General features: G+C 64.6%; 22 protein-coding genes and 1 pseudogene. 15 read left to right on the top strand and 8 right to left on the bottom strand.

Translation table 11 applies throughout. From position 1 onward, the window contains the following. Positions 1–119: 119 nt before the first annotated feature. Positions 120–1,109 (bottom strand): alpha/beta hydrolase family protein, encoded by a 990-nt coding sequence (locus PVE35_RS02795; protein WP_277373734.1) that lies wholly within the window; start codon positions 1,107–1,109, stop codon positions 120–122. Positions 1,110–1,225: 116 nt separating this feature from the next. Here PVE35_RS02795 and PVE35_RS02800 point away from each other — a divergent pair, with 116 nt between their 5' ends. The 10 genes and pseudogenes from PVE35_RS02800 to trpE all read left to right on the top strand — a co-directional run bounded on the left by PVE35_RS02800 (position 1,226) and on the right by trpE (position 12,908). Next, complete coding sequence (locus tag PVE35_RS02800) at positions 1,226–3,619, top strand: sensor histidine kinase (RefSeq protein ID WP_277373736.1); 2,394 nt, start codon at positions 1,226–1,228, stop codon at positions 3,617–3,619. 247 nt (positions 3,620–3,866) lie between these two features. After that, entirely contained in the window at positions 3,867–4,496 is a 630-nt protein-coding gene (locus PVE35_RS02805; protein ID WP_268181088.1) for a response regulator transcription factor, read from the top strand. A 246-nt stretch (positions 4,497–4,742) separates the two neighbouring features. Further along, positions 4,743–5,840, top strand: a complete 1,098-nt coding sequence (locus tag PVE35_RS02810) for an ABC transporter ATP-binding protein (RefSeq protein WP_277373738.1) — start codon at positions 4,743–4,745, stop codon at positions 5,838–5,840. 53 nt (positions 5,841–5,893) lie between these two features. After that, a complete protein-coding gene (locus PVE35_RS02815) occupies positions 5,894–6,925 on the top strand; it encodes an ABC transporter substrate-binding protein (protein ID WP_268181091.1) in 1,032 nt (343 codons plus the stop codon). 208 nt (positions 6,926–7,133) lie between these two features. After that, complete coding sequence (locus PVE35_RS02820) at positions 7,134–8,381, top strand: ABC transporter permease (protein ID WP_268181092.1); 1,248 nt, start codon at positions 7,134–7,136, stop codon at positions 8,379–8,381. Positions 8,382–8,751: 370 nt separating this feature from the next. Next, positions 8,752–9,579 carry an ABC transporter permease gene (locus tag PVE35_RS02825; protein WP_277373740.1) on the top strand — a complete coding sequence of 276 codons (828 nt, stop codon included), beginning with the start codon at positions 8,752–8,754 and terminating at the stop codon, positions 9,577–9,579. 153 nt (positions 9,580–9,732) lie between these two features. Continuing rightward, positions 9,733–10,407 carry a ribulose-phosphate 3-epimerase gene (rpe, locus tag PVE35_RS02830; RefSeq protein WP_192982911.1) on the top strand — a complete coding sequence of 225 codons (675 nt, stop codon included), beginning with the start codon at positions 9,733–9,735 and terminating at the stop codon, positions 10,405–10,407. Beyond that, positions 10,404–11,084 carry a phosphoglycolate phosphatase gene (locus PVE35_RS02835; RefSeq protein ID WP_268181096.1) on the top strand — a complete coding sequence of 227 codons (681 nt, stop codon included), beginning with the start codon at positions 10,404–10,406 and terminating at the stop codon, positions 11,082–11,084. The genes rpe and PVE35_RS02835 overlap by 4 nt, the downstream gene beginning before the upstream one ends. Before the next feature lie 202 nt (positions 11,085–11,286). Then, positions 11,287–11,364 (top strand): annotated as a pseudogene (locus PVE35_RS02840) (hypothetical protein); the annotation flags it as partial. A gap of 65 nt (positions 11,365–11,429) precedes the next feature. Then, positions 11,430–12,908: an anthranilate synthase component I gene (trpE, locus tag PVE35_RS02845; RefSeq protein ID WP_268181098.1), complete on the top strand. Its 1,479-nt coding sequence runs from the start codon at positions 11,430–11,432 to the stop codon at positions 12,906–12,908. A 182-nt stretch (positions 12,909–13,090) separates the two neighbouring features. Here the strand turns inward: trpE and PVE35_RS02850 are convergent, their stop codons facing one another. The 5 genes from PVE35_RS02850 to PVE35_RS02870 are packed head-to-tail and all read right to left on the bottom strand — an operon-like array spanning position 13,091 to position 19,262. Next, positions 13,091–14,824 (bottom strand): biotin carboxylase N-terminal domain-containing protein, encoded by a 1,734-nt coding sequence (locus PVE35_RS02850; protein WP_277373743.1) that lies wholly within the window; start codon positions 14,822–14,824, stop codon positions 13,091–13,093. After that, positions 14,821–16,434, bottom strand: coding sequence for a 5-oxoprolinase/urea amidolyase family protein (locus PVE35_RS02855; protein ID WP_277373745.1), 1,614 nt, complete (start codon positions 16,432–16,434; stop codon positions 14,821–14,823). Before PVE35_RS02855 ends, PVE35_RS02850 begins: the two co-directional genes overlap by 4 nt. A gap of 9 nt (positions 16,435–16,443) precedes the next feature. Further along, the gene (locus PVE35_RS02860) at positions 16,444–17,250 is read right to left on the bottom strand and encodes a putative hydro-lyase (protein ID WP_277373746.1); all 807 of its coding nucleotides are present in this window, start codon (positions 17,248–17,250) and stop codon (positions 16,444–16,446) included. Next, positions 17,247–18,017 (bottom strand): 5-oxoprolinase subunit PxpA, encoded by a 771-nt coding sequence (locus tag PVE35_RS02865; protein WP_268181106.1) that lies wholly within the window; start codon positions 18,015–18,017, stop codon positions 17,247–17,249. Before PVE35_RS02865 ends, PVE35_RS02860 begins: the two co-directional genes overlap by 4 nt. Before the next feature lie 12 nt (positions 18,018–18,029). Beyond that, the gene (locus tag PVE35_RS02870) at positions 18,030–19,262 is read right to left on the bottom strand and encodes an NRAMP family divalent metal transporter (protein ID WP_277373748.1); all 1,233 of its coding nucleotides are present in this window, start codon (positions 19,260–19,262) and stop codon (positions 18,030–18,032) included. A 299-nt stretch (positions 19,263–19,561) separates the two neighbouring features. On the opposite strand from PVE35_RS02870, the gene PVE35_RS02875 reads away from it, so the two are divergent. The 4 genes from PVE35_RS02875 (at position 19,562) to trpC (ending at position 22,976) form a co-directional block, all read left to right on the top strand. Then, positions 19,562–20,224 (top strand): GntR family transcriptional regulator, encoded by a 663-nt coding sequence (locus PVE35_RS02875; protein WP_268181109.1) that lies wholly within the window; start codon positions 19,562–19,564, stop codon positions 20,222–20,224. A 276-nt stretch (positions 20,225–20,500) separates the two neighbouring features. Then, positions 20,501–21,097 carry an aminodeoxychorismate/anthranilate synthase component II gene (locus PVE35_RS02880; RefSeq protein ID WP_277373750.1) on the top strand — a complete coding sequence of 199 codons (597 nt, stop codon included), beginning with the start codon at positions 20,501–20,503 and terminating at the stop codon, positions 21,095–21,097. After that, on the top strand, positions 21,094–22,140 hold the full coding sequence (gene trpD / locus PVE35_RS02885) for an anthranilate phosphoribosyltransferase (protein WP_277373752.1): 1,047 nt from the start codon (positions 21,094–21,096) through the stop codon (positions 22,138–22,140). The genes PVE35_RS02880 and trpD overlap by 4 nt, the downstream gene beginning before the upstream one ends. Next, positions 22,137–22,976, top strand: a complete 840-nt coding sequence (gene trpC / locus PVE35_RS02890; protein WP_277373754.1) for an indole-3-glycerol phosphate synthase TrpC — start codon at positions 22,137–22,139, stop codon at positions 22,974–22,976. The genes trpD and trpC overlap by 4 nt, the downstream gene beginning before the upstream one ends. A gap of 51 nt (positions 22,977–23,027) precedes the next feature. Here trpC and crp read toward each other — a convergent pair whose 3' ends face one another. Continuing rightward, entirely contained in the window at positions 23,028–23,672 is a 645-nt protein-coding gene (gene crp, locus PVE35_RS02895) for a cAMP-activated global transcriptional regulator CRP (protein WP_268181114.1), read from the bottom strand. A 234-nt stretch (positions 23,673–23,906) separates the two neighbouring features. On the opposite strand from crp, the gene PVE35_RS02900 reads away from it, so the two are divergent. After that, positions 23,907–24,329, top strand: a complete 423-nt coding sequence (locus tag PVE35_RS02900) for an OsmC family protein (RefSeq protein WP_268181115.1) — start codon at positions 23,907–23,909, stop codon at positions 24,327–24,329. 69 nt (positions 24,330–24,398) lie between these two features. Here PVE35_RS02900 and coq7 read toward each other — a convergent pair whose 3' ends face one another. Continuing rightward, the gene (gene coq7 / locus PVE35_RS02905) at positions 24,399–25,046 is read right to left on the bottom strand and encodes a 2-polyprenyl-3-methyl-6-methoxy-1,4-benzoquinone monooxygenase (protein WP_268181116.1); all 648 of its coding nucleotides are present in this window, start codon (positions 25,044–25,046) and stop codon (positions 24,399–24,401) included. Positions 25,047–25,083 lie beyond the last annotated feature (37 nt).

Here is a 25,083-nt window from a genome sequence, read left to right on the forward strand (position 1 = left end):
AGTTTACGCGCTGTAAATGAGCATTTTGAGGCTGTTTTTAACGCAGTATTGCCAACGCAGGTAGTTTTTCAACAGCCTGTTAGAGGTCGCGCCGACCTGGCTACGGGACAATAGTTGCGCTAGCTGCCACTGGCGCGGATATGCAGTTTCAGCCAGCCGCGCAGGCGCCGGAAGAGTTGTTCCTCCTGCACCGGCAGGTTGCCCGGCAAGGCTTTCATCGCCACCTGTATATAGACGGGCAGCTTGGCACGCTTGCTGGCATTCAGGCGGCGTCCGGCTGCCTGGCGGTCGTCGGCGCGATCCTCGTAGTAGAAGTCGCCGGTGGCCACCGGCAATTTCGCCACCAGTTCATCCAGAGGCGGAGTGAAGCCAGCCGGTACTTCGGCAGAAACCAGCAGCAGATTGTGCAGGTTGTCCGGCTTGCGCTCGTTGAGATAGCGCATGGCCCAGTAGGCGCCGCTGCCATGGCCCAGCAGGACGATCTCCTTGGCTTGCCGCTCGGCGGCAAAGGCGACGGCTGCCTCGATGCGCGCCATCACCCGTTGCGCATGGGCCTCGCGACGTTGTTCCGGGCTGGGCACGGCAGGCTCGTCTGCTGCCGGCGTTGCGGGCGCGTCCTGTGCTGGCGCTTCTTGGGTGGCGGGCGTTTCCTCGGCAAGCTGCGCCATTGCCGGGGACGTTTCGGCGGGCGCTGTGCTGCGCGGTGGCAGTGGGTCGCCATCCGGGTCTGGCAGGGTCAGGCTCAGGCTGTGCCAGCCGGCGTCGGGCAGTTTGCGTCGCAGTGGGCCGATGACAGTGGCTTCGTCGGCATTCTCCACATCACCGGGCAGGAGAATCACCACGCCCTCGGGATCGCCGACATTGGCTGGCAGCCACAGGGCGAGGAAGCTTTCATCCTGAGCCTTGAGCATCTGCTGTTCGCGCTTGTCCAGGCGCTGCTCCAGCGCCTGCGCTTCGAGCACGCTACGCTCGGGTAGCCCTGGGCGCTCCTCGCTGGTCGGCGCTGGGTTCTCGCTGGCTGGCGCAGTGGTGTCGGCAGGCTCTTCGGCCCAGGCCATGGCCGCGAGCAGCAGGCTGAAGCCGAACAGGGCAGCAGAGGTGGGGCGCATCGGCAGCATCTCCAGAGGCGAATGCCATGAGCCTAATGCGAGACGATGTTTTTGTCAGGCGTACAGACCCCGACTGGGGTAACTTAGCGCGTCGCATCAGCAGAACCCTTTCGCGCATGAAATCGCTCGTCCGTCTCCTTGGCTGTCTTTTCCTGCTGCTGGTCAGCCAGCCTGGCTGGGCCGAGAGCGAGCGCATGGTGTTGCGTCCGGCGTTCGATGCCGAGCAGCAGGCCTGGCTGGCTGCGCACCCGACGCTGCGCGTCGGCCTGGTGTTGCGGGCACCTTGGGCACAGGTGGAGCGCAACCGGCATCTGGCCGGCGCCAATGTCGAGTTGATGCAACGCTTGCTCGAGGCCATGGGGGTAAAGCCGGATTGGCGCCTGTATCCCTCGCAGGATGCGCTGGACAAGGCCGTGCAGGCCGGTGAGGTGGATCTAGCGCCTGGTCTGCAGCAAACCCCTGCCGGCTTGCGCCTGTGGCATTACTCCATGCCTTATCTGCGCGTGCCGCATCTGGTGGTGGGCGAGCGCAATGGCAGTGGCGCGGTGGATCTGGATCAGCTCGCGCTGGAGCAGTTGGTGGCGGTGCGCGCGCCCAGTCAGGCCGAGGAGTATCTGGAACGCACCCACACCAACCTGCGTCTGCTGAAGGTCGGCTCCGAGCGCGCGGCGCTACAGCGGGTGCTCAACCAGGACGCCGATTACGCCGTGGTCGATGAGGCAATGCTGAGCCTGCTGCTGCGCGAGTCGCGTTTCGCCGGCCTGCACATAGTCGGTGATATCGGCTTGCCGCAGTTGCTGCGCCTGGCCACGCGGGTCGATGCCCCGGAGTTGGCAGCCATCGTCGATCGCACCCTGGAAGCCTTGCCGGCCCGTGAGCTGGAGGATCTGCGTGAGCGCTGGCTGCCCCTGCGTTATCCGCAGCTCGGTGATTTCGTCGGTTTCTGGAAGACCCTGAGCCTGTTTCTCTGCCTGTCGTTGCTGATTGCCGGCACGGTGCTGTATCGCCAGCGTCAGCAGACCCGCCTGCTCGAGCGAGGCTTGCTCGATGCGCGTGCTGAGCTGGATCGTCACCAGCAGGCAGCCGAGGCGTTGCGCCTGAGCCAGTTCTCCATTGATCACAGCACCGTCGGCATTCTCTGGGTCAACTGGGACAGCCATCTGCGCTACGCCAACCGCGCCGCCGAACGCATGCTCGGTTATGCCGCTGGTGAGCTGGTGGACAAGCCGCTGAGCCGCCTCGAGCCGAGCCTGGACATGGATCGCTGGCTTGGCATATGGAAACGTGTGCGCGAGCAGGACGGGGGCTCGACGAGCTTCGAGATCGATTGCCTGCGTGCCGACGGCAGTCGTATGCCGGCCGACGTTTCTCTGAGTTTTCTGCGCTACCGTCAGGCCGAGTACCTGGTGGTGTTCCTCAGTGACGTCACCGAGCGCCGGCGCGCGCATGCGGCTCTGGAGGAGAGCGAGGCACGCTTCAAGGGCATCGCCGGTAACGTACCGGGTCTGGTGTTTCGCCTGGAGCGCGCCGGGCTGGGCGCGGTGGTCAACTTCGCCTATATCAGCGAGGCCAGCCAGGAAATGGTCGGCTGGCCGGCACATGAGCTGCAGCGTGAGGATCGTGGCATCCGCAGCCTGGTGCATCCGCAGGATCTACCCAGTTATCTCAATAGTCAGACGCTGGCGCTGGAGAGCGAAAGTGACTGGTACTGGCAGGGACGCATTCTCACCGCCGAGCAGGAGGTGCTGTGGGCTGACATCCGCACCACCGCGCGCCCGCTCGGCGGTGGCCGGGTGGTCTGGGACGGGATTCTCTGGGACATCACCGAGAACAAGCTGGCCGAACTGGCGCTGGCCGATTCGCGGGCACGTCTGCGTGAGCTGTCGGCGCATCTGGAAAGTGTGCGCGAGGAAGAGAAGGCGCGTATCGCCCGTGAGGTGCACGACGAGCTGGGCCAGGTGCTGACCGTGCTCAAGCTGGAGACCGCCATGTGCGAACTGGCCTGCGCCGGGCAGATTCCCGAACTGGATGAGCGCCTGGCCAGCATGAAGCGCCTGATCGCCCAGCTGTTCCAACTGGTACGGGACGTGGCCACGGCCCTGCGTCCGCCGATTCTCGATGCCGGCATCGCCTCGGCCATCGAATGGCAGGTGCGTCGTTTTGAGGAGCGTACGCAGATCCCCTGCCTGGTCGAAGTGCCTGAGCATCTTCCACACTTGCCCGATGCTCAGGCCATCGGCCTGTTCCGCATCCTTCAGGAGGCGCTGACCAATGTCATGCGCCATGCCGGTGCGCACAGTGTCGTGGTACGCCTGTGGCAGGAGGCGGGCAGCCTGTGCCTGTCTGTGAGCGATGACGGTAAGGGCTTCGATCCGTCGTTGCGCAAGCCGGGGCAATCCTTCGGCCTGGTTGGCATGCAAGAGCGCATGTTGATGCTCGGTGGCCAGTTGCAGATTGACAGCCAGCCCGGTGAGGGCACTACCCTGTGCGCGCGCATAGCAGGCCGTTGAAAAACATAGGCGACGACTGCATGGATGCAGGAGGTAGAGCGAAGCAGGAAGCCCGAGCCGAGGCGGGCTGGCCTATACCGATGGCGGCCCCGCAAAACAGCCGAAAAGCGCAGTTTACGAGTTGTAAATGGGCATTTTTGACGGGGGCGCCTAGCCTGGGCTCGCACGCGAGGCTGTTTTTAACAACGGCCAGGCAACGCAGGTAGTTTTTCAACAGCTTGATAAGCCTGGATGAGGAGATCATTGCGTGATTCGGGTACTGGTGGCTGAAGACCACACCATAGTGCGGGAAGGCATCAAGCAACTGATCGGCATGGCCCGCGACCTCGAGGTGGCCGGCGAGGCCTGCAACGGCGAGCAACTGCTCGAGGTGCTGCGCCGCACGCCCTGCGACGTGGTGTTGCTGGACATCTCCATGCCTGGCGTCAACGGGCTGGAAGCCATCCCGCGTATCCGTGCGCTGAACGAGGCACCGGCGATCCTGGTGTTGTCGATGCACGACGAGGCGCAGATGGCCGCGCGTGCGCTCAAGGCAGGGGCCGCCGGCTACGCCACCAAGGACAGCGATCCGGCCCTGCTGATCACCGCGATTCGCAAGGTGGCCAGTGGTGGGCGCTATATCGACCCGGCCCTGGCCGACCGCATGGTCTTCGAGGTGGGCCTGACCGACTCGCGCCCGCCCCATGCGCAACTGTCCGAACGCGAGTTTTCGGTATTCGAGCGCCTGGTGCGCGGCGAGGGCGTCAACGATATCGCCCTGCACCTGGCCGTGAGCAACAAGACCGTGAGCACCCACAAGGCGCGCCTGATGCAGAAGCTCGGCGCGCATTCGGTAGCCGACCTGGTGCGCTATGCCATGGAGCACCGACTGCTGTAGGGTGCGCCGTGCGCACCAATGGCCTGGGTGCCGGAAGAATAGCGCGCGCAGCCTAGGCGGCCCCGCGACACCCTACGGGCTGACCGATCCGTCAAAACAGAGTTTTCCAGTGGGAATTTGTAGGGCGATCCCTACACGAGATTTTCCTCGCGCCTGATATCAGCTTGTCATCCCGCCCGATTTTTTCGCCCATTGTCACCGGCTTACTCTTGGTCATCGGCCTGAGACAAGAACAAGGGTGTGGTGATGGCAAACGATGTACTGGTGAGCTTCCGCGGCGTGCAGAAGAGCTATGACGGCGAGACGCTGATCGTCAAAGACCTCAACCTGGATATCCGCAAGGGCGAGTTTCTGACCCTGCTCGGCCCGTCCGGTTCCGGCAAGACCACCAGCCTGATGATGCTGGCCGGCTTCGAGACCCCCACCGCTGGCGAGATCCTCCTCGACGGCCGCTCGCTGAACAAACTGCCGCCGCACAAGCGCGACATCGGCATGGTGTTCCAGAACTATGCGCTGTTCCCGCACATGACAGTGGCCGAGAACCTGGCCTTCCCCCTGAGCGTGCGCGGCATGTCGCGCACCGACATCAGTGAGCGGGTCAAGCGCGCACTGTCCATGGTGCAACTCGACAGCTTCCGCAACCGCTATCCGGGTCAGCTTTCCGGCGGTCAGCAGCAGCGCGTGGCCTTGGCCCGTGCACTGGTGTTCGAGCCGCAACTGGTGCTGATGGACGAACCGCTCGGCGCGCTGGACAAGCAACTGCGCGAGCACATGCAGATGGAGATCAAGCATCTGCACCAGAGCCTGGGCGTGACCGTGGTCTACGTGACCCACGACCAGGGCGAGGCACTGACCATGTCCGACCGCGTGGCCGTGTTCCACCAGGGCGAGATCCAGCAGATCGCACCGCCGCGCGAGCTTTACGAAACCCCGCAGAACACTTTCGTCGCGCAGTTCATCGGCGAGAACAATCGCCTGCCGGGGGAACTGGTCAGCCGTGATGGCGAACAGTGCGTGGTGCGTCTGGCGCGTGGCGAGGAGATCAAGGCCACGGCGGTCAACGTTGGCGCTGTCGGCGAGCCGGTCAGCCTGTCGATCCGCCCCGAACGCGTTCGTCTCAATGGTCACAGCGAAGCCTGTCCCAATCGTTTCTCCGGGCGCATCGCCGAGTTCATCTACCTGGGCGACCACGTGCGCATTCGCATGGAGGTCTGCGGCCAATCCGATTTCTACGTCAAGCAACCCGTGGCCGAGCTGGACTCGACTCTGGCGGTTGGTGACCTGGTTCCGCTCGGCTGGTCTGTCGAGCATGTCCGCGCGCTGGATCCACTCCAAGCCGAGTGAGCCTTGCGTGCAGTGCTGCACCTTTACCCCGTAACACAGAGGAGCTGATAAGAATGACGAAATCCCTGAAGCTCGCGGCGTTGGCCCTGGGCGTTAGCTGTGCCATGCCGGCACTGGCGGTGGACCTGACGGCGGTTTCCTTCGGCGGCGCGAACAAGGCGGCGCAGGTCAAGGCGTTCTACGAACCTTTCGAGAAGGCAACCGGCAACAAGGTTCTGGGCGGCGAATACAACGGTGAAATGGCCAAGGTCAAAGCCATGGTCGATACCAACAGCGTGAGCTGGGATCTGGTGGAGGTGGAGTCGCCGGAACTGGCCCGTGGCTGTGACGAGGGGCTGTTCGAGGAACTCGACCCGGCGCAATTCGGCGATGAGGCCAACTTCATCGAAGGCGCCATCCAGCCCTGTGGCGTCGGCTTCTTCGTCTGGTCAACGGTGCTGGCCTACAATGCCGACAAGCTGAGCACAGCACCGACCAGTTGGGCCGATTTCTGGAATGTGAAGAAATTCCCGGGCAAGCGCGGCCTGCGCAAGGGGGCCAAGTACACCCTGGAATTCGCCCTGATGGCCGACGGCGTGCCGGTCAAGGATGTGTACAAGGTGCTGGCTACGAAAGAAGGCCAGGATCGCGCGTTCAAGAAACTCGACGAGCTGAAACCCAATATCCAGTGGTGGGAAGCCGGCGCCCAGCCGCCGCAGTACCTCGCATCCGGTGACGTGGTGATGAGCTCGGCCTACAACGGCCGTATCGCTGCCGTGCAGGACGAGAGCAACCTGCAGGTGGTGTGGAACGGCGGCATCTACGACTTCGACTCCTGGGCCATCCCCCGTGGCGCCAAGAACGCCGAAGTGGCCAAGGAGTTCATCGCCTTCGCGGTCAAGCCTGAGGCGCAGAAAGCCTACTCCGAGAATATCGCCTACGGCCCGGCCAACAAGCAGGCCATCGACCTGCTGGCGCCGGAGCGTCTGAGCCTGATGCCGACCACGCCGGAAAACATCGCCAACCAGGTGGCCATCGACGTGACCTTCTGGGCTGACTATGGCGAGCAATTGGAGCAACGTTTCAACGCCTGGGCCGCGCGTTAAGAACCTATTCACGACCTGCTGCGCGTCGGCGCTGCTGCGTTAAAAACACGTTCGGAATGCTCATTTACAGCTCGTAAACTCCGCTTCCTCACATGTTTTTGCCTTGCATCGCTCTAGCTCGCCAGCTCGTGAACAGGTTCTGCGACTCGATCCGGCCCCGCCCGCCGGCGGGGCCGTCTGAATTTTCTTCTTGCTTGCGGAGTTGTCCATGGCCGCCGTACTGCCTGCCAACGATCTGCCCGGGCCGAACCTGAAGCAGCGTCTGGCCCGTGCCGAGCGTTTCAATCGTCTGAAATCCAAGGCGCTGATTCTGCCGCTGTTGCTGTTCCTTCTGCTGACCTTCCTACTGCCCATCGGCGCTCTGTTGCTGCGCAGCGTGGACAACCCGGAAGTGGTCGGCAGCCTGCCGCGTACCGTCGAGGCGATTGCTACCTGGGATGGTCGTGGCCTGCCGGAGGAGCCGGTGTACCGGGCGATTGCCCAGGATCTGGCCGAGGCGCGGCGCAATCAGGAGCTGGGCGATCTGTCCAAGCGCCTGAACATGGAGCAGGCCGGCTTTCGCAGCCTGGTCAGCAGCACCGCACGCAAGCTCCCGTTGCGCGAGCAACCGGCCTCCTACCAGGAGGCCTTCCTCGACCTGGACGAGCGCTGGGGCGACCCTGCCTACTGGCAGGTGATCCGCCGCAATGCCTCGTCGGTCACCCCCTATTACCTGCTGGCCGCGCTCGATCACCGCATCGACGATCTCGGCGAGCTGGCCAAAGCCACTCCGGATCAGGCCATCTACCTGGACATCTTCGCCCGCACCTTCTGGATGAGCCTGGTGATCACCGCCATCTGCCTGGTGCTGGCCTATCCGCTGGCCTACCTGTTGGCGAACCTGCCGACCCGTTCCGGCAACCTGCTGATGATCCTGGTGCTGCTGCCGTTCTGGACCTCGATCCTGGTGCGGGTGGCGGCCTGGATCGTGCTGCTGCAGTCGGGCGGGCTGATCAACAGCGCGCTGATCTCGCTGGGCATCATCGAGCAGCCGCTGCAACTGGTGTTCAACCGCAGTGGCGTGTATGTCGCCATGGTGCACATCATGCTGCCATTCATGATCCTGCCGATCTACAGCGTGATGAAAGGCATCTCGCCCAGCTACATGCGTGCGGCGGTGTCGCTCGGTTGCCACCCGTTCGCCAGCTTCTGGCGGGTTTACTTCCCGCAGACCCTGGCCGGTGTCGGCGCGGGTTGCCTGCTGGTGTTCATCCTGTCCATCGGCTACTACATCACCCCGGCGCTGCTGGGCAGCCCGAACGACCAGATGATCAGCTACTTCGTCGCCTTCTACACCAACACCACCATCAACTGGGGCATGGCCACGGCGCTCGGCGGCCTGCTGCTGGCCGCGACCCTGGTGCTCTACGTGGTGTATAGCTGGCTGGTTGGCGCCAGCAAGCTGAGGCTTGGCTAAAAAACGGCCATAGAACACGCCTGCGTAGCAGGCCATCTAATGACCCTCTCCCGCTTGCGGGAGAGGGTGCCCGAAGGGCGGGAGAGGGTGTTTGTTTCGGCACCACCGCCTCTCGGTAACCGAACCCGGGAGCGTGGCGCAGGAAGAGCGCCCTCTCCCCCAACCCCTCTCCCGCAAGTGGGAGAGGGGAGCTTATGACCCTCCCTCATTTATTGGAGAGGGTGCCCGAAGGGCGGGAGAGGGTGCTTGTTTCAGCACCACTTCTTCTCGGTAACCGAACTCGGGAGGATGGAGCTTAACAGCGCCCTCTCCCCCAGCCCCTCTCCCATGAATGAGAGAGGGGAGCTAAAAGCCATATGGAGTCACAGCCATGCTCAGCCCCTACATGTCACCCGTCGAGCGCCTCTGGTACTACGGTCTGCGCCTCATCTGCGCCCTGGTGCTGCTGTTTCTGATCCTGCCGGTACTGGTGATCGTGCCGCTGTCGTTCAACTCTGGCACCTTTCTGGTCTACCCGCTGCAGGGTTTCTCGCTACGCTGGTACGAAGACTTCTTCATGTCCGCCGACTGGATGCGCTCGCTGAAGAACAGCCTGATCATCGCTCCGGCGGCCACCCTGCTGGCCATGGGTTTCGGCACCCTGGCGGCCATCGGCCTGACCCGTGGCGAGTTTCGTGGCAAGGCGCTGGTGATGAGCCTGCTGATCTCGCCGATGATCGTCCCGGTGGTGATCATTGGTGTCGCCAGCTACCTGTTCTTCGCCCCGCTGGGCCTGGGTAACAGCTACCTGTCGCTGATCCTGGTGCATGCCGTGCTTGGCGTGCCGTTCGTGATCATCACCGTGTCGGCCACGCTGCAGGGCTTCAACCACAACCTGGTGCGCGCCGCCGCCAGCCTCGGCGCCTCGCCCTTGACCGCCTTCCGCCGTGTGACCCTGCCGCTGATTGCGCCGGGGGTGATTTCCGGTGCGCTGTTCGCCTTCGCCACCTCGTTCGATGAAGTGGTGGTGACGCTGTTCCTCGCCGGCCCCGAACAGGCGACCCTGCCGCGGCAGATGTTCAGCGGTATCCGCGAGAACCTCTCGCCGACCATCGCTGCCGCCGCCACACTGCTGATCGGCTTCTCCATCCTGCTGCTGCTGACCCTGGAGTGGCTGCGCGGGCGTAGCGAGAAACTGCGGACTTCAATGCCAGAATAATTCGCGCCCATTGCATGAAAAAGGCCTCGCCGGGCAACCGGCGGGGCCTTTTGCTATGAGGCGAATTGGCGCGCCTGATCCAGTGGCGCTGCCAGATAGCCATTCAACCGTTACAATGCGCGCCACCGTGACCCAAGCCCTTAGAGGTGCGCCATGCAACCCTTCGCCATCGCTCCGTCGATCCTTTCCGCCGACTTCGCCCGCCTGGGTGAGGAAGTGGACAACGTACTCGCCGCCGGGGCGGACATCGTGCATTTCGATGTCATGGACAACCACTACGTGCCCAATCTGACCATCGGCCCGATGGTCTGCTCGGCGCTGCGCAAGTACGGCATCACCGCGCCCATCGACGCGCACCTGATGGTCAAGCCGGTGGATCGCATCATTGGCGACTTTATCGAAGCTGGCGCCTCGTACATCACCTTCCACCCGGAAGCCTCCGAGCACATCGACCGTTCGCTGCAGCTAATCAAGGCCGGTGGCGCCAAGGCGGGGCTGGTGTTCAACCCGGCCACCCCGCTGGACGTGCTCAAGTACGTGATGGACAAGGTCGACATGATCCTCTTGATGAGCGTCAACCCGGGCTTCGGTGGGCAGAAGTTCATCCCCGGTACCCTCGACAAGCTGCGTGAAGCCCGTGCGCTGATCGACGCCAGCGGTCGCGAGATCCGTCTGGAGATCGATGGCGGCGTCAACGTGCAGAACATCCGCGAGATCGCCGAGGCGGGTGCCGACACCTTCGTCGCCGGCTCGGCGATCTTCAACCAGCCGGACTACAAGGCAGTGATCGACGCCATGCGTGCCGAACTGGCCCTGGTGCGTGGATGAAACCGCTGCGCGCGCTGTGCGGCGGTGAGCTGCCGCGCCTGGTGATGTTCGACCTGGACGGCACGCTGATCGACTCGGTGCCTGACCTGGCCGCAGCGGTCGACCGCATGTTGGTCGAGTTGGGCCGCGAGCCGGCCGGCGTAGAACAGGTTCGCGAATGGGTCGGCAATGGCGCCCGCGTGCTGGTGCGCCGCGCCCTGGCCGGTGGTCTGGATCATTCTGTGGTGGGCGAGGCCGAGACGGAGCAGGCCCTGGCGCGCTTTCTCGATATCTATGCCGACTGCCATAACCTGACCGCGCTCTACCCGGGCGTGCACGAGCTGCTCGAAGCGCTGAGTACCGCTGCCGTAGAACTCGCAGTGGTGACCAACAAGCCGGAGCGTTTCGTCGCACCGTTGCTGGAGCAGGTCGGCCTGGGCGGTTACTTCCGCTGGATCATTGGCGGCGACACCCTGCCGCAACAAAAGCCTGACCCGGCCGCGTTGCTGCAGGTGATGCGCCTGGCCGAGGTAAGCCCGGCGCAGTCGTTGTTTGTCGGTGACTCGCGCAATGATGTGCTGGCCGCACGCGCTGCTGGCGTACCCTGCGTAGCGGTGAGCTATGGCTACAACCATGGCCGCCCGGTGGCCGAAGAGGAGCCGCAGTTGGTGGTCGATAGCCTGGCCGAGCTGATTTGAACAACGGCAAGTTGCAAGCCACAAGCTTCAAGACAGAGCAACAACGATACGCAGGGTTTGACTCGCTCAGGGGTTAGGCCCTCACACTGACTTGGCTTGCGGCTTGCGGCTTGCGGCTTGCGGCTTGCGGCTTGCGGCTTGCGGCTTGCGGCTTGCGGCTCATAGCTGCTACCTTGGCCGCTCTTCAACTCCCGCCTGTCGAGATCGCATCGTGGTGGTCACCTGCAAACTCTGGATGAAAGTGATCAAGGCCTTGGCCCGTTGGCGCTGGCGCGCCTGATTTCGTCCTGCCGCTGTGCGCGGCCCGTTTGCATCTGACCGATTTCTCACGCCACGAGGCTGATCATGAACCACGAAGAATTTCTGCGCTTGGCCGCCGAAGGCTACAACCGCATTCCGCTGGCCTGCGAAACCCTGGTGGATTTCGACACGCCGCTGTCCATCTACCTGAAACTGGCCGACGCGCCCAACTCCTATCTGCTCGAATCCGTGCAGGGCGGTGAGAAATGGGGGCGTTACTCGATCATCGGCCTGCCGGCGCGCACCGTGCTGCGCGTGCATGGTCATGATGTCGTGGTCAGCACCGATGGCGTCGAGGTGGAGCGCCACCAATGTACCGATCCGCTGGAGTTCGTCGAGCAGTTCAAGGCGCGCTACAAGGTGCCCAGCATCGCCGGTCTGCCACGCTTCAACGGCGGCCTGGTGGGTTACTTCGGCTACGACAGCGTGCGCTACGTCGAGCAGAAGCTGGCTCGCTGCCCCAACCCCGATCCGCTGGGCACGCCGGATATCCTGCTGATGGTTTCAGACGCCGTGGTGGTGTTCGACAACCTGGCCGGCAAGATGCACGGCATCGTCCTGGCTGACCCGAGCGAGGCGGATGCCTTCGAGCAGGGCCATGCGCGCCTGCGCGAGATCCTGCACAAGCTGCGTCAGCCGATCACCCCGCGCCTGGGCGTGGATCTGGCCGCGCCGCTGGGCGACGAGCCGGCGTTCCGCTCCAGCTACAGCAAGAGTGACTACGAGGCCGCCGTCAGCGCCATCAAGGACTACATCCTGGCTGGCGACTGCATGCAGGTGGTGATTTCCCAGCGCATGACGATCGAGTTCAAGGCAGCGCCCATCGACCTGTACCGCGCGTTGCGCTGCATCAACCCGACGCCGTACATGTACTTCTTCAACTTCGGCGACTTCCATGTAGTCGGCAGCTCGCCCGAAGTGCTGGTGCGCGTCGAGGACGGTCTGGTCACCGTGCGCCCCATTGCCGGCACGCGTCCGCGTGGTGCCACCGAAGAGGCCGATCTGGCCCTGGAAGAGGATCTGCTGGCCGATGCCAAGGAGATCGCCGAGCACCTGATGCTGATCGATCTGGGCCGCAACGACACCGGCCGCGTCTCGGAAATCGGTTCGGTGAAGCTGACCGAGAAAATGGTCATCGAGCGCTATTCCAACGTCATGCACATCGTTTCCAACGTCACCGGCGAGCTGAAGCAGGGCCTGACCTCGATGGACGCCCTGCGCGCCATCCTGCCGGCCGGCACCCTGTCCGGTGCGCCAAAGATCCGCGCCATGGAAATCATCGACGAGCTGGAGCCGGTCAAGCGCGGCGTCTACGGCGGTGCGGTCGGTTACTACGCCTGGAACGGCAACATGGACACCGCCATTGCGATTCGTACCGCAGTGATCAAGGATGGCGAGCTGCACGTGCAGGCCGGCGCCGGCATCGTCGCCGACTCGGTGCCGGCCCTTGAGTGGGAGGAAACCCTCAACAAGCGCCGCGCGATGTTCAAGGCCGTGGCGCTGGCGGAGCAGGGCTCGCGCTGATTCGGGCAGATGTAAAAAGGGGCAGCTTAGGCTGCCCTTTTCGTTTTCGCTTCCTGGGTATTGCCTCGCTCCACCCAGGCTACAGTCGCGTAGGGTGGACGACGCTTTATCCGTCCACCATGAGGTTGGCAAGGCGGTGGATGAAAAGAGCGTCGGCTACGCGCCCCGATCCGCCTACTGCCTCAGCTCTCCAGCTTGGCCAATGCCGTCCCGGCATCCAGATAAGCCCCGGCCTGCTCGCGAATGCGCAAAGTACCGTCCGCGGGGGCGGTGACCTGGGTTTCCATCTTCATGGCTTCCATCACCGCGATCACCTCGCCGGCTTTGACCTGCGCGCCATCCTCGACCAGCCAGGCGTGCAGGTTGCCGGAAATCGGCGCCGTTACCAGGCCTTCTTCGGCCGCTGGCGCTGCGGTTTGGGGCGCCACCTGAGCGCTGCCGCCCCGCGGCGCCAGGCCTTGCAGCAGGGCGCTGGGCAGGCCCAGTTCATGGCGCTTGCCATCGATCTCGATAAAGGTGCGCAGCACCGCGTCTCCGACCACCGGCAAGATGCGCGGCGCCAGGGTGATCTGCTCGGCGAAGTCGGTTTCGATCCAGCGGGTGTGCACGGCGAAACGTTCAGGGCCGGTGAAGTCGGCGTGGTCCATTACCGCGCGGTGGAAGGGCAGTACCGAGGCGATGCCGTCGATCTGGAATTCGGTCAGGGCGCGGCGCGCGCGGGCGATGGCCTGCTCGCGGGTGGCACCGGTGACGATCAGCTTGGCCATCATCGAGTCGAAGCTGCCAGGCACGCTGGAGCCGCTTTCCACGCCGCTGTCCAGGCGCACGCCGGGGCCGCTCGGTGCGCGGAATTCGCTGATCTTGCCGGGGGTGGGCAGAAAGCCCTTGCCGGCATCCTCGGCGTTGATGCGGAACTCGAAGCTGTGGCCGCGCGGCGTCGGTGTTTCGTTGAACGACAGCGGCAGGCCGTCGGCGACACGTAGCTGCTCGATCACCAGATCGACGCCGGCGGTTTCTTCGGTTACCGGGTGCTCGACCTGCAGGCGGGTGTTCACTTCCAGGAACGACAGGGTGCCGTCGGCGCTGAGCAAGTATTCCACGGTGCCGGCGCCGACGTAGCCGGCCTTGGCACAGATGGCGTGGGCGGACTGGTGGATGCGCTGGCGCTGCTCATCGCTGATGAAGGGCGCCGGCGCTTCTTCCACCAGCTTCTGGTTGCGGCGCTGCAGCGAGCAGTCGCGGGTGCCGACCACCACCACGTTGCCGTGGCTATCAGCGATCACCTGGGCTTCGATATGGCGCGGGCGGTCGAGGAACTGCTCGACGAAGCACTCGCCGCGGCCGAAGGCAGCTTCGGCTTCACGCACCGCCGAGGCGTACAGCTCGGCCACTTCGTCCATGCGCCAGGCCACTTTCATGCCGCGCCCGCCGCCACCGAAGGCGGCCTTGATGGCGATCGGCAGGCCGTGCTGCTCGGCGAAGGCCAGCACTTCGGCGGCGCTCTGCACCGGGCCGGGGGTGCCGGCCACCAGGGGCGCGCCGACCTGCTGGGCGAGCTTGCGGGCTTCCACCTTGTCGCCGAGCACGTCGATGGTCTCCGGGTTCGGGCCGATCCAGATCAGCCCGGCGCCTTGCACGGCGCGGGCGAAGTCGGCGCGTTCGGAGAGAAAGCCGTAACCGGGGTGCACGGCATCGGCGCCGGCGCGCTTGGCGATGGCCAGCAGTTTGTCGATGTTCAGGTAGGTGTCGGCGGGGCGCTCGCCGTCCAGGGCGTAGGCTTCGTCGGCGTGGCGCACGTGCAGGGCGTCGATATCGGCATTGGCGTATACCGCCACGGAGGCCACGCCGTGGTCGCGGCAGGCGCGGGCGATGCGCACGGCGATTTCACCGCGGTTGGCGATCAGGACTTTTTTCATGGTTGGTTCTTCGCATCGGCAGTAGGAAGGGAGGCGTCGGGCTCGAGCTCGACGAACGCCTCGATGGGGTTGAAGCGGATCTGCGCATTGATGGGGATTTGCCCGGCCAGATCCAGGTGGTGGCTGGCCACGGCGGCGATCACCGGGTAGCCGCCGGTCAGCGGGTGGTCGGCGAGGAACAGCACCGGCTGGCCGCTGGCGGGCACCTGAATGGCGCCCAGGGAGGTGCCTTCGCTGGGCAGCTCGTCATGGTTGCAGCGCTCCAGGGGCACCTCGCCCTCCAGGCGAATGCCGACCCGGTTGGACTGCGGGGTGACGCGCCACAGTTGGCTGCTCAGGCGCTCGATGGCCGCCGCGGTGAACCAGTCGCTGCGCGGGCCCATCACCACATCCAGGGTGATCACATCCTTGGCAGTGGGCAGCTCGAACGCCGGGGCTTCACTCGTCGACACGCTGGTGCCGACGCTGATTGCCTCGAAACCCAGCCGGTCGCCGGCCTTGAGCGGCGGCGGGCCGACCTGGGCCAGGCTGTCGTAGGACAGGCTGCCCAGCACTGGCACCACCTGAAAGCCGCCGCGAATCGCCAGGTAGCTGCGCAGCCCGGCCAGGGGCGCGCCGAGGCTGACGCGGTCGCCGTCATCCAGTTCGATGGGCTGATAGTTGCTCGGCTGCCACTGCAGGCCGCTGGCGGTGGTCACGCTGATGGGCGTCTGCGCGCCGGTGATGGCAATGAGCGTGCGGCCATGGCTGACGAAGCTCAGACCGCCGAGCACCACTTCCAGGCAGGCACAGGCCGAGTCGTTGCCCACCACGCGATTGGCGGCGCGCAGGGCACCGCGATCCAGTGCGCCGGACATCGACACGCCCTGGTCGGTATGGCCGGCGCGACCGAGGTCCTGCAGCACCGTTTGCAGGCCGGGGCTGAGGATTTCCAGGTGGGCACCGGCAGGTGGCTCGCTGGCCGTCGCTCGTTCATGGTCTGGCAGGCCACCGGCCGGCAGCGGGCCGGCATCCTGAAAACGCACCTTGTAGCCGGGGCGCAGCAGGGCTGGTTCGTCACGCCCCAGATCCCACATCTGCAAGGGCGTCACGCCGATGATCTGCCAGCCACCGGGGCTGGCCTTGGGGTAGATGCCGCTGAAGTTGCCGGCCAGGGCCACGGCGCCGGCTGGAATGCGCGTGCGCGGGGTCTGCCGACGTGGCACCTGGAAGTCGGCGCCGCCGGTCAGGTAGCCGAAGCCGGGGGCGAAGCCGCAGAAGGCCACTTCATAATCGGCGCCGGTGTGGCGGCGTACCACCTCCTCACGGCTGATGCCGAGCAGCCCGGCCACCTCGTCGAGGTCCTCGCCGTTGTAGTGCACGGGAATTTCCACGCGGCGGCTCTTGCGGGTGCTGCGCTGGCTCAGGTCGCGGCGGGCCAGATCATCGATCAATGCCTGGCGGTCGATGGCGCTGGGCCGGTACTGGATCAGCAGGGTACGCGCGGCCGGGACGATTTCCTCGACGCTGACGATGGGCTCGGCCTGCAACGTGTCGAACAGTGCCAGGGTTTCATCGAGATCCTGCAGTTCGACGAGCAGCGTATCGAGGTTGGCTGGGAGAAAACGCACTGCAAGCTCCTATACGTGGTACGCGTTGTCAGGCACGTCGGTGATAAACATATGGCCGGGCGAATGGGTGATCGCGAAGGGCACGCCGGAGGCCATGACCGCCGCCTGGGGCGTTACCCCGCAGGCCCAGAACACCGGCACTTCGCCGGGCTCGATGCGCACCGCGTCGCCGAAATCCGGCTTTTGCAGGTCTTTGATGCCCAGCCGCTCCGGCTCGCCGATATGCACCGGGGCGCCGTGCACCGAGGGGTAGCGCCCGGAAATACCGGCGGCCTCGGCGACACGATCGGCCGGGATCGGCCGCATCGACACCACCATCTCGCCATGCAGGCGACCCGCCGGGCGGCAGGCGCGGTTGGTTCGGTACATCGGCACGTTGCAGCCGTCGGTGATATGTCGCACGTCGATACCAGCCTCCTGCAGACCGGTCTCGAAGGTGAAGCTGCAGCCGATCAGAAAGGTCACCATGTCGGTGTGTTCGGCCCAGGCAGCGGTGGCGTCGCTGACTTCCTCGACCAGCTTGCCGTCACGCCAGATGCGGTACAGCGGCAGGTCGGTGCGCAGGTCGGCGCCTTCGGCCAATACCGTGTGCGGGCTGCCGGCGTCGCTCACGTCGAGCACCGGGCAGGCCTTGGGGTTGCGTTGGGCGTAGAGCAGAAAGTCGTAGGCCCAGTCGCGGGGCAGGGCGATCAGGTTGGCCTGGGTCATGCCCGGCGCGATACCGGCCGTGGGCGCGACGCGACCGTTGCGGTACTCGGCGCGGGCCTGGCGGGCGGCGACAATGGCGGCCTGCTGGGCGCGTTGGATTGCATTCATCGGGCAGCTCCGGCGAAGGTTTGCAGGGATACGCCCGATCGCTCCAACAACTGGCGCACCTCGCGGGCCATCTGGATGGCGCCGGGGCTGTCGCCGTGCACGCAGATGGAGTCGGCTTCGACGCGGGTGACGCTGCCGTCGATGGCTTCGACCTCGCCGCTCTGCACCAGGCGCAGCATGCGCTGGGCCACTTGTTCGGCGTCGTGCAGCACGGCGCCTGGCTCGCGGCGCGATACCAGGGTGCCTTGCGGCGTATAGGCACGGTCGGCGAAGGCTTCGGCGATGCAGCTCAGGCCTTCGCTACGGGCCAGCTCGATCAGCGGTGAGCCGGCCAGGGCGACCAGCACCAGGCGCGCATCCACGGCGCGAATCGCCTCGATCACTGCCAGGGCTTGGCGCCTGTCGTGGGCGATGGTGTTGTACAGCGCGCCGTGGGGTTTGACGTAGCGCACCGAAGTGCCGGCGGCGGTGGCCAGGGCCTGCAGGGCGCCGATCTGGTAGATCACGTCGGCGCTCAGCTCGTCGCTGGCGATGTCCATGTTGCGGCGACCGAAACCGACCAGGTCCGGGTAGGCGACGTGGGCGCCGATGGTCACGCCCTTGGCCGCAGCGGCCTTGAGGGTACGCAGGATGCCGGCCGGGTCACCGGCGTGGAAGCCGCAGGCGACGTTGGCGCTGGTGACGATGTCGAGCATCGCGGCATCGTCGCCCATGGACCATTGGCCGAAGCTTTCGCCCAGGTCGCTGTTGAGGTCGATGGAAGGCATGTCGTTCTCTCCTTACAGGTTCACGAAGGCCAGGATCGGGCCGACCGATTTGGCCGCCATGTACCAGGTCAGCGCGCAGGTGATGGCGCCGAGGGCCAGCAACCAGCGCGGGTAGTGGTAGCCGCCCATCAGGTCGCTGCGGCGCCAGCCCACGTACACGAAAATGCTCAGGCCGATGGGCAGGATCAGGCCGTTGAAGCCGCCAGCGAACAACAGCAGGGCCGCCGGCGCGGTGCCCAGGGCCAGGTAGATGCTCAACGAGACGGCGATGAAGGCCACGGTGGCGCGGTTGCGGCCGCGCTCGCTGATGCCCGGCATGAAGGCGGTGATGAACGACATCGAGGTGTAGGCCGCGCCGATCACGCTGGTGATGGCAGCGGCCCAGAGCACCAGGCCGAAGGTGCGCAGGCCGAGCTCGCCGGCAGCGGCCTGGAAGGCCTGGGCGGCCGGGTTGGCGCCTTTGCCGGAGGTGTCGATGACCACGCCGCTGGCGGCCACGCCGAGAATCGCCAGGAACAGGATGTAGCGCATCACGCCGGTTACCGCGATGCCGCTGAGTGCCGCCTTGGTGACTTCCTTCACGTGCTCTTCGCCGACCAGGCCGCGATCCAATAGGCGGTGCGCGCCGGCATAGGTGATGTAGCCGCCTACGGTGCCGCCGACGATGGTGGTGATGGTGGCGAAGTTGATCTCATCCGGCCACACGGTCTGGCGCAGTGCCTCGCCCAGGGGCGGGTTGGAGGCGACGGCGACGAACAGGGTGAGCAGAATCATCAGCAGGCCGAGCACCACGATCAGCCGGTCGACGGCGATACCGGCCCGCTTGGACAGGAAGATGCCGATGGCCACCAGGGCGCTGAGGGCCCCGCCCCATTTCGGATCCAGGCCCATCAGCGCATTGAGGCCCAGGCCGGCGCCAGCGATGTTGCCGACGTTGAACACCAGCCCGCCGAAGATCACCAGCACTGCGAGCAGGTAGCCGCTGCCGGGAATCGCCGCGTTGGCGATGTCCGAGGCGCGCATGCGGGTCAGGGTGACGATGCGCCAGACGTTCAGTTGCACCACGAAGTCGATGAGGATCGAGGCGAGGATGCCGAAGGCGAAGGCCGCACCCATGGTCGCCGTGAAGGTGGCGGTCTGGGTGATGAAGCCGGGGCCGATGGCCGAGGTCGCCATCAGGAAGATGGCCGCGATCAGCGATGAGCGGTGTGAGCGGGCGAAGTCGCGGGTGGTCTGGCTCTGCATGTGAGCGCTCCTGGGCATTGGAGGATCGTGTGCAGAATGCAACGCAAGCAACATGCCACTTTCCCTTCAGGATGGCTATATTGTTGATTATATCTGTATAAATTGTTCAACAATAATTAATTTATGACTCATCAATTTGCGCCATTTTGTTACCCTGATACCCATATGTGTTCCATCGAAGTGCATGAGGTGACACCTGCAACGCTTGCCTGCACGAACGGACTCATAGACCATCAGCGGGCCTTGCAGCCTTGCCAGGTGCGACGACCGAGATGCCGCTAACCGCAATGGATGGATCGATGAGCCAAGACCTGCCTGAAAACCCGCGCACCCTCGGCGAAACCGTGACCGCCGAGATTCGTCGCAAGCTGGTCGAGGGGGAACTGGTGCCCGGCCAGCGCCTGTCGGAGGCCGCTCTGAGCGAGAGCCTGGATATCTCGCGCAACACCTTACGTGAGGCCTTTCGCGTATTGACCCAGGAAGGCCTGCTCAAGCACGAGCCCAATCGCGGCGTCTTCGTCGCGGTGCCGGACATGGCCTCGATCATCGACATCTACCGGGTTCGCCGCTTCATCGAGTGCCAGGCGCTGGCCCAGGCCTATCCCAAGCACCCCGCCGTGCGCCGCATGGCCGAGGCGGTGGCCGCCGCCAGGCGCTGCCGTGACGCTCAGGACTGGAGCGGGGCGGGTACGGCGAATATGGCCTTCCATGCCGGTATCGTCGAGCTGGCCGACAGCGAACGCCTCAACACCTTCTATGCTCACCTGTCCGCCGAGTTGCGCCTGGCCTTCGGTCTGCTCAAGGATGCCGAGTTCCTGCATTCGCCCTACATCGACATGAACGCGTCGATTCTCGAACGTCTCGAAGCCGGGCAAACGCAGGAAGCCGCGCAGGCGCTGGACGCCTATCTGGTGCAATCCGAACGTACCGTGCTGGCGGCCTATGCGCGCCGCTTGCGTTGATCCGCTGCTCACGGTTGCGCATGGCCATTAGCTGGGCTACTGTGCGGCAATCGTGATGCGAGATACCCCTGTGACCTTCAGCAGCACCCTCCTGATGCGCCTGATCAAGGCCCTGGCCCGTTGGCGCTGGCGCGCCTGACCTCTCCCTTGCCGGCTCGGCCGGTGCGTTTCGTTCGCCCCCGCGCCTTGCGCCTCATCGAGCTCTGCTCAGGCGTGAAGCGTCCATTGCTCTGGGGCGTGACTACCAAGGCAGTACATCTAGAGGCAACGCATATCATGCTGCTGATGATCGACAACTATGATTCCTTTACCTACAACGTGGTGCAGTATCTGGGCGAGCTGGGTGCCGATGTCCACGTCATTCGCAACGACGAGCTGAGCATCGCCGAGATCGAGGCCTTGCAGCCCGAGCGCATCGTCGTCTCGCCCGGCCCCTGCACGCCGACCGAGGCGGGCGTGTCCATCGAGGCCATCCTGCATTTCGCCGGCAAGCTGCCGATCCTCGGCGTCTGCCTGGGCCATCAGAGCATCGGCCAGGCCTATGGCGGCGACGTGGTGCGCGCGCGGCAGGTGATGCATGGCAAGACCAGCCCGGTATTCCACGCCAATCAGGGCGTGTTCGCCGGCCTGGCGATGCCGGTAACCGTGACCCGCTATCATTCCTTGGTGGTCAAGCGCGAAACTCTGCCGGACTGCCTGGAGGTCACCGCCTGGACTCAGCACGAGGACGGCTCCGTCGACGAGATCATGGGCTTGCGTCACAAGACCCTGAATGTCGAGGGCGTGCAGTTTCACCCCGAATCCATCCTCACCGAGCAGGGCCACGAACTGTTCGCCAACTTCCTCAAGCAGACCGGAGGCGTGCGCGCATGAACATCAAGGAAGCTCTCAACCGGATCGTCGCCCAGCTCGATCTGAGCACCGAGGAAATGCAGTCGGTGATGCGCGAGATCATGACCGGTCAGTGCACCGACGCGCAGATCGGCGCCTTCCTCATGGGCATGCGCATGAAGAGCGAGACCATCGACGAGATCGTCGGGGCCGCCAGCGTCATGCGCGAGCTGGCCGCGCCAGTGGTGATCAATGCCGAACGCCTGGTCGACACCTGTGGCACCGGTGGCGACGGCATGAACATCTTCAACGTCTCCACCGCCGCTGCTTTCGTGGTCGCGGCGGCTGGCGGCAAGGTGGCCAAACACGGCAACCGTGCGGTCTCCGGCAAGAGTGGCAGTGCCGATCTGCTGGAAGCGGCCGGCGTCTACCTGGGGCTCAAGCCCGAGCAGGTGGCGCGCTGCGTCGAAAGCGTTGGCGTCGGTTTCATGTTCGCCCCGTCCCATCACGGCGCGATGAAGCATGCCATCGGCCCGCGCCGCGAGCTGGCGCTGCGTACCCTGTTCAACATGCTCGGCCCTATGACCAACCCGGCCGGTGCCAGGCATCAGGTGATCGGCGTGTTCAGCCAGGCGTTGTGCCGGCCCATGGCCGAAGTGCTGCAGCGTCTGGGCAGCGAGCACGTTCTGGTGGTGCACGCCCAGGATGGCCTGGACGAGATCAGCCTGGCCGCGCCTACCTTCGTCGCCGAACTCAAGGATGGCCAGGTCAGCGAATACCGCATCCAGCCCGAGGATTTCGGCATCAAGAGCCAGAGCCTGATCGGTTTGACCGTCGACAACGCCGCGCAATCGCTGGAACTGATTCGTGACGCCCTGGGTCGACGTAAGACCGACAATGGCCAGAAAGCCGCCGACATGATCGTGCTCAATGCCGGTGCCGCGCTCTACGCTGCCGATCATGCCAGCACCTTGCGCGAAGGCATCCAGTTGGCCCACGATGCCCTGCACACCGGGCTGGCGCGGGAGAAGCTGGAAGAGCTGGTGTCCTTTACTGCGGTATTCAAACAGGAGAACGAAGGGTGAGCGTGCCAACCGTACTGGAGAAGATCGTCGCCCGTAAGTTCGAGGAAGTAGCGGCGCGCCGTGCCCAGGTCAGCCTGGCCGAACTCGAGGCCGTGGCCCGTGCCGCCGATGCGCCGCGTGGCTTCGCCCGCGCCTTGCAGGCACAGGCAGCACGCAAGCAGCCGGCGGTGATCGCCGAGGTCAAGAAGGCCTCGCCGAGCAAGGGCGTGCTGCGCGCCGATTTCGTGCCGGCCGATATCGCCCGCAGCTACGAGGCGGGTGGGGCTACCTGCCTGTCGGTACTGACCGATATCGATTTCTTCCAGGGCGCCGACCAGTACCTGCAGCAAGCCCGCGCCGCCTGCGCGCTGCCGGTGATCCGCAAGGACTTCATGGTTGATCCCTACCAGATCGTCGAAGCCCGCGCCCTGGGTGCCGACTGCGTGCTGCTGATCGTTTCCTGCCTGGATGACGTGCGCATGGCCGAGCTGGCCGCGGTGGCCAGGGGCAATGGGCTGGACGTGCTGGTGGAGGTGCATGACGGCGATGAACTGGAACGTGCGCTGAAGACACTCGATACCCCCTTGGTGGGCATCAACAACCGTAACCTGCACACCTTCGAGGTCAGCCTGGAAACCACCCTCGACCTGCTGCCGCGTATCCCCCGTGATCGCCTGGTGGTGACCGAGAGTGGCATTCTCAACCGCGCAGATGTCGAGCTGATGGAGATCAACGAGGTCTATGCCTTCCTGGTTGGCGAAGCCTTCATGCGTGCGGCGGATCCCGGAGCGGAGCTGCAACGCCTGTTCTTTCCCGAGCGAGGTCGGCCGGCGGTAATTGGCACCGACCCCGAATAGCACGCATAAAAAAGCCGGTTAGATAACCGGCTTTTTCGTTTTGTGTTGTGATCAGCGGGTGCCGAACACCACCATGGTCTTGCCCTTGACGTGCACCAGGCCCTGCTCTTCCAGGGACTTGAGTACGCGACCGACCATCTCGCGCGAGCAGCCGACGATGCGGCCGATCTCCTGACGGGTGATCTTGATCTGCATACCGTCCGGATGGGTCATGGCGTCCGGCTGCTTGCACAGGTCGAGCAGGGTGTGCGCAACACGGCCGGTGACGTCGAGAAAGGCCAGGTCGCCGACCTTGCGCGTCGTATTGCGCAGGCGCTCGGCCATCTGGCTGCCCAGGGCGAAGAGGATGTCAGGATCCTGCTGGGTCAGCTCGCGGAACTTGGCGTAGCTGATCTCCGCTACTTCGCACTCGGTCTTGGCGCGCACCCAGGCGCTGCGTTCCTTCTCCGAGCCTTCCTTCTCGAACAGCCCCATCTCGCCGAAGAAATCCCCGGCATTGAGGTAGGCGATGATCATTTCCCGGCCGTCATCGTCCTCGATGAGGATGGTGACCGAGCCTTTGACGATGAAGAACAGCGTTTCGCAGCGATCACCTGCATAGATGATGGTGCTTTTTGCCGTGTAACGACGGCGATGACAATGCGCAAGCAGCTTGTCGAGGTGCTTTATCTTAGGTGTGAGTGTGATAGCGACCATGCCCCGAGTCCCGATATGAAAAGTGTAGGCCTTTGTCCAGCAGGCGATTTCTTATTGGTTATCCGACCAGTGTGCCAGCATTCCGGCGCCAGCTTAACAGACATACGATGAGTGAGGTTTTTTTTGTGACCTGGCTAACACAGCGTAGTGGAACTTTGACGCGAGGGTCAGGCACGGCGTGCTGCAGGCTTGTGCTAACCTGCGTGCCTTTGCAAAGCAACGGAGCCTGGAGAGATGAAAGCGCGCGTGCAGTGGGCGGGTGAAGCCCTGTTCCTCGGTGAGTCCGGCAGTGGCCATGCCGTGGTCATGGATGGCCCGCCCGAGGCAGGTGGCCGCAACCTGGGCGTTCGCCCGATGGAAATGGTGCTGATAGGCCTGGGTGGCTGCAGCAACTTCGATGTGGTCAGCATCCTGCGCAAGGGCCGGCAGCCGGTGGAGAGCTGCGAGGTGTTCCTCGATGCCGAGCGCGCGAGCGAAGAGCCCAAGGTGTTCACCAAGATCCACCTGCATTTCGTGGTCAAGGGCCGTGGGCTGAAAGAGGCTCAGGTCAAGCGTGCGGTCGAACTATCAGCGGAGAAGTACTGCTCTGCCTCGATCATGCTCGGTCGCGGCGGCGTGGCCATCAGCCATGACTATGAAATAGTCGAGCTGGGATAGAAGCAGCCACAAGCTTCAAGCTAGAGCAGGGTGGCTTGCCTTGCTGGCAGGTAGTTTTTCAACAGCTTGCTAGACCCGGTAGGTGGACTTGGTCATCACCTTCGACAGCAGGGTCATGCCGAACTTCACCGGCGCCGGGAAGCGCAAGCCGCCGGCGGCCAGGGCGCTGTTGGCATGCTGTTGCTCGTCGACACGCATCTGCTCGAGGATGGCGCGCGACTTGGCATCGTGCTCGGGGAGCTGTTCGAGGTGTTCGTCCAGGTGCTTGCACACCTGATCCTCGGTGGCGGCGACGAAGCCCAGACTGACCCTGTCACTGACCAGGCCAGCCACAGCGCCGACGCCGAAAGACAGGCCGTAGAACAGTGGGTTGAGCACACTGGGCTGGCTGCCCAGTTCGCGAATGCGTTGTTCGCACCAGGCCAGGTGGTCGATTTCCTCGTCGGCGGCATGCTCCATGGCTTTGCGCACCTCTGGCAGCTTGGCCGTCAGGGCCTGGCCCTGATAGAGGGCCTGGGCGCAGACCTCGCCGGTATGGTTGATACGCATCAGGCCAGCGATATGGCGCGCCTCGTCGCTGCTCAGCTCGGCTTCGTGCTGCACGATGGCTGGTGAGGGGCGCCCCGAGGCGCCGCTGAATGGCAGCAGTGTGCGCAGGGCCGCATCGGCTTGCAGCAGCAGGCGGTCGACGGGTGAATACTGGCGTTCGCTGGCCATGGGGGACCTCCGACTGGAACGAGATCCCTAGTCTACT

The organism is Pseudomonas sp. AA-38 (assembly GCF_029457475.1).
Lineage (GTDB): Bacteria > Pseudomonadota > Gammaproteobacteria > Pseudomonadales > Pseudomonadaceae > Aquipseudomonas.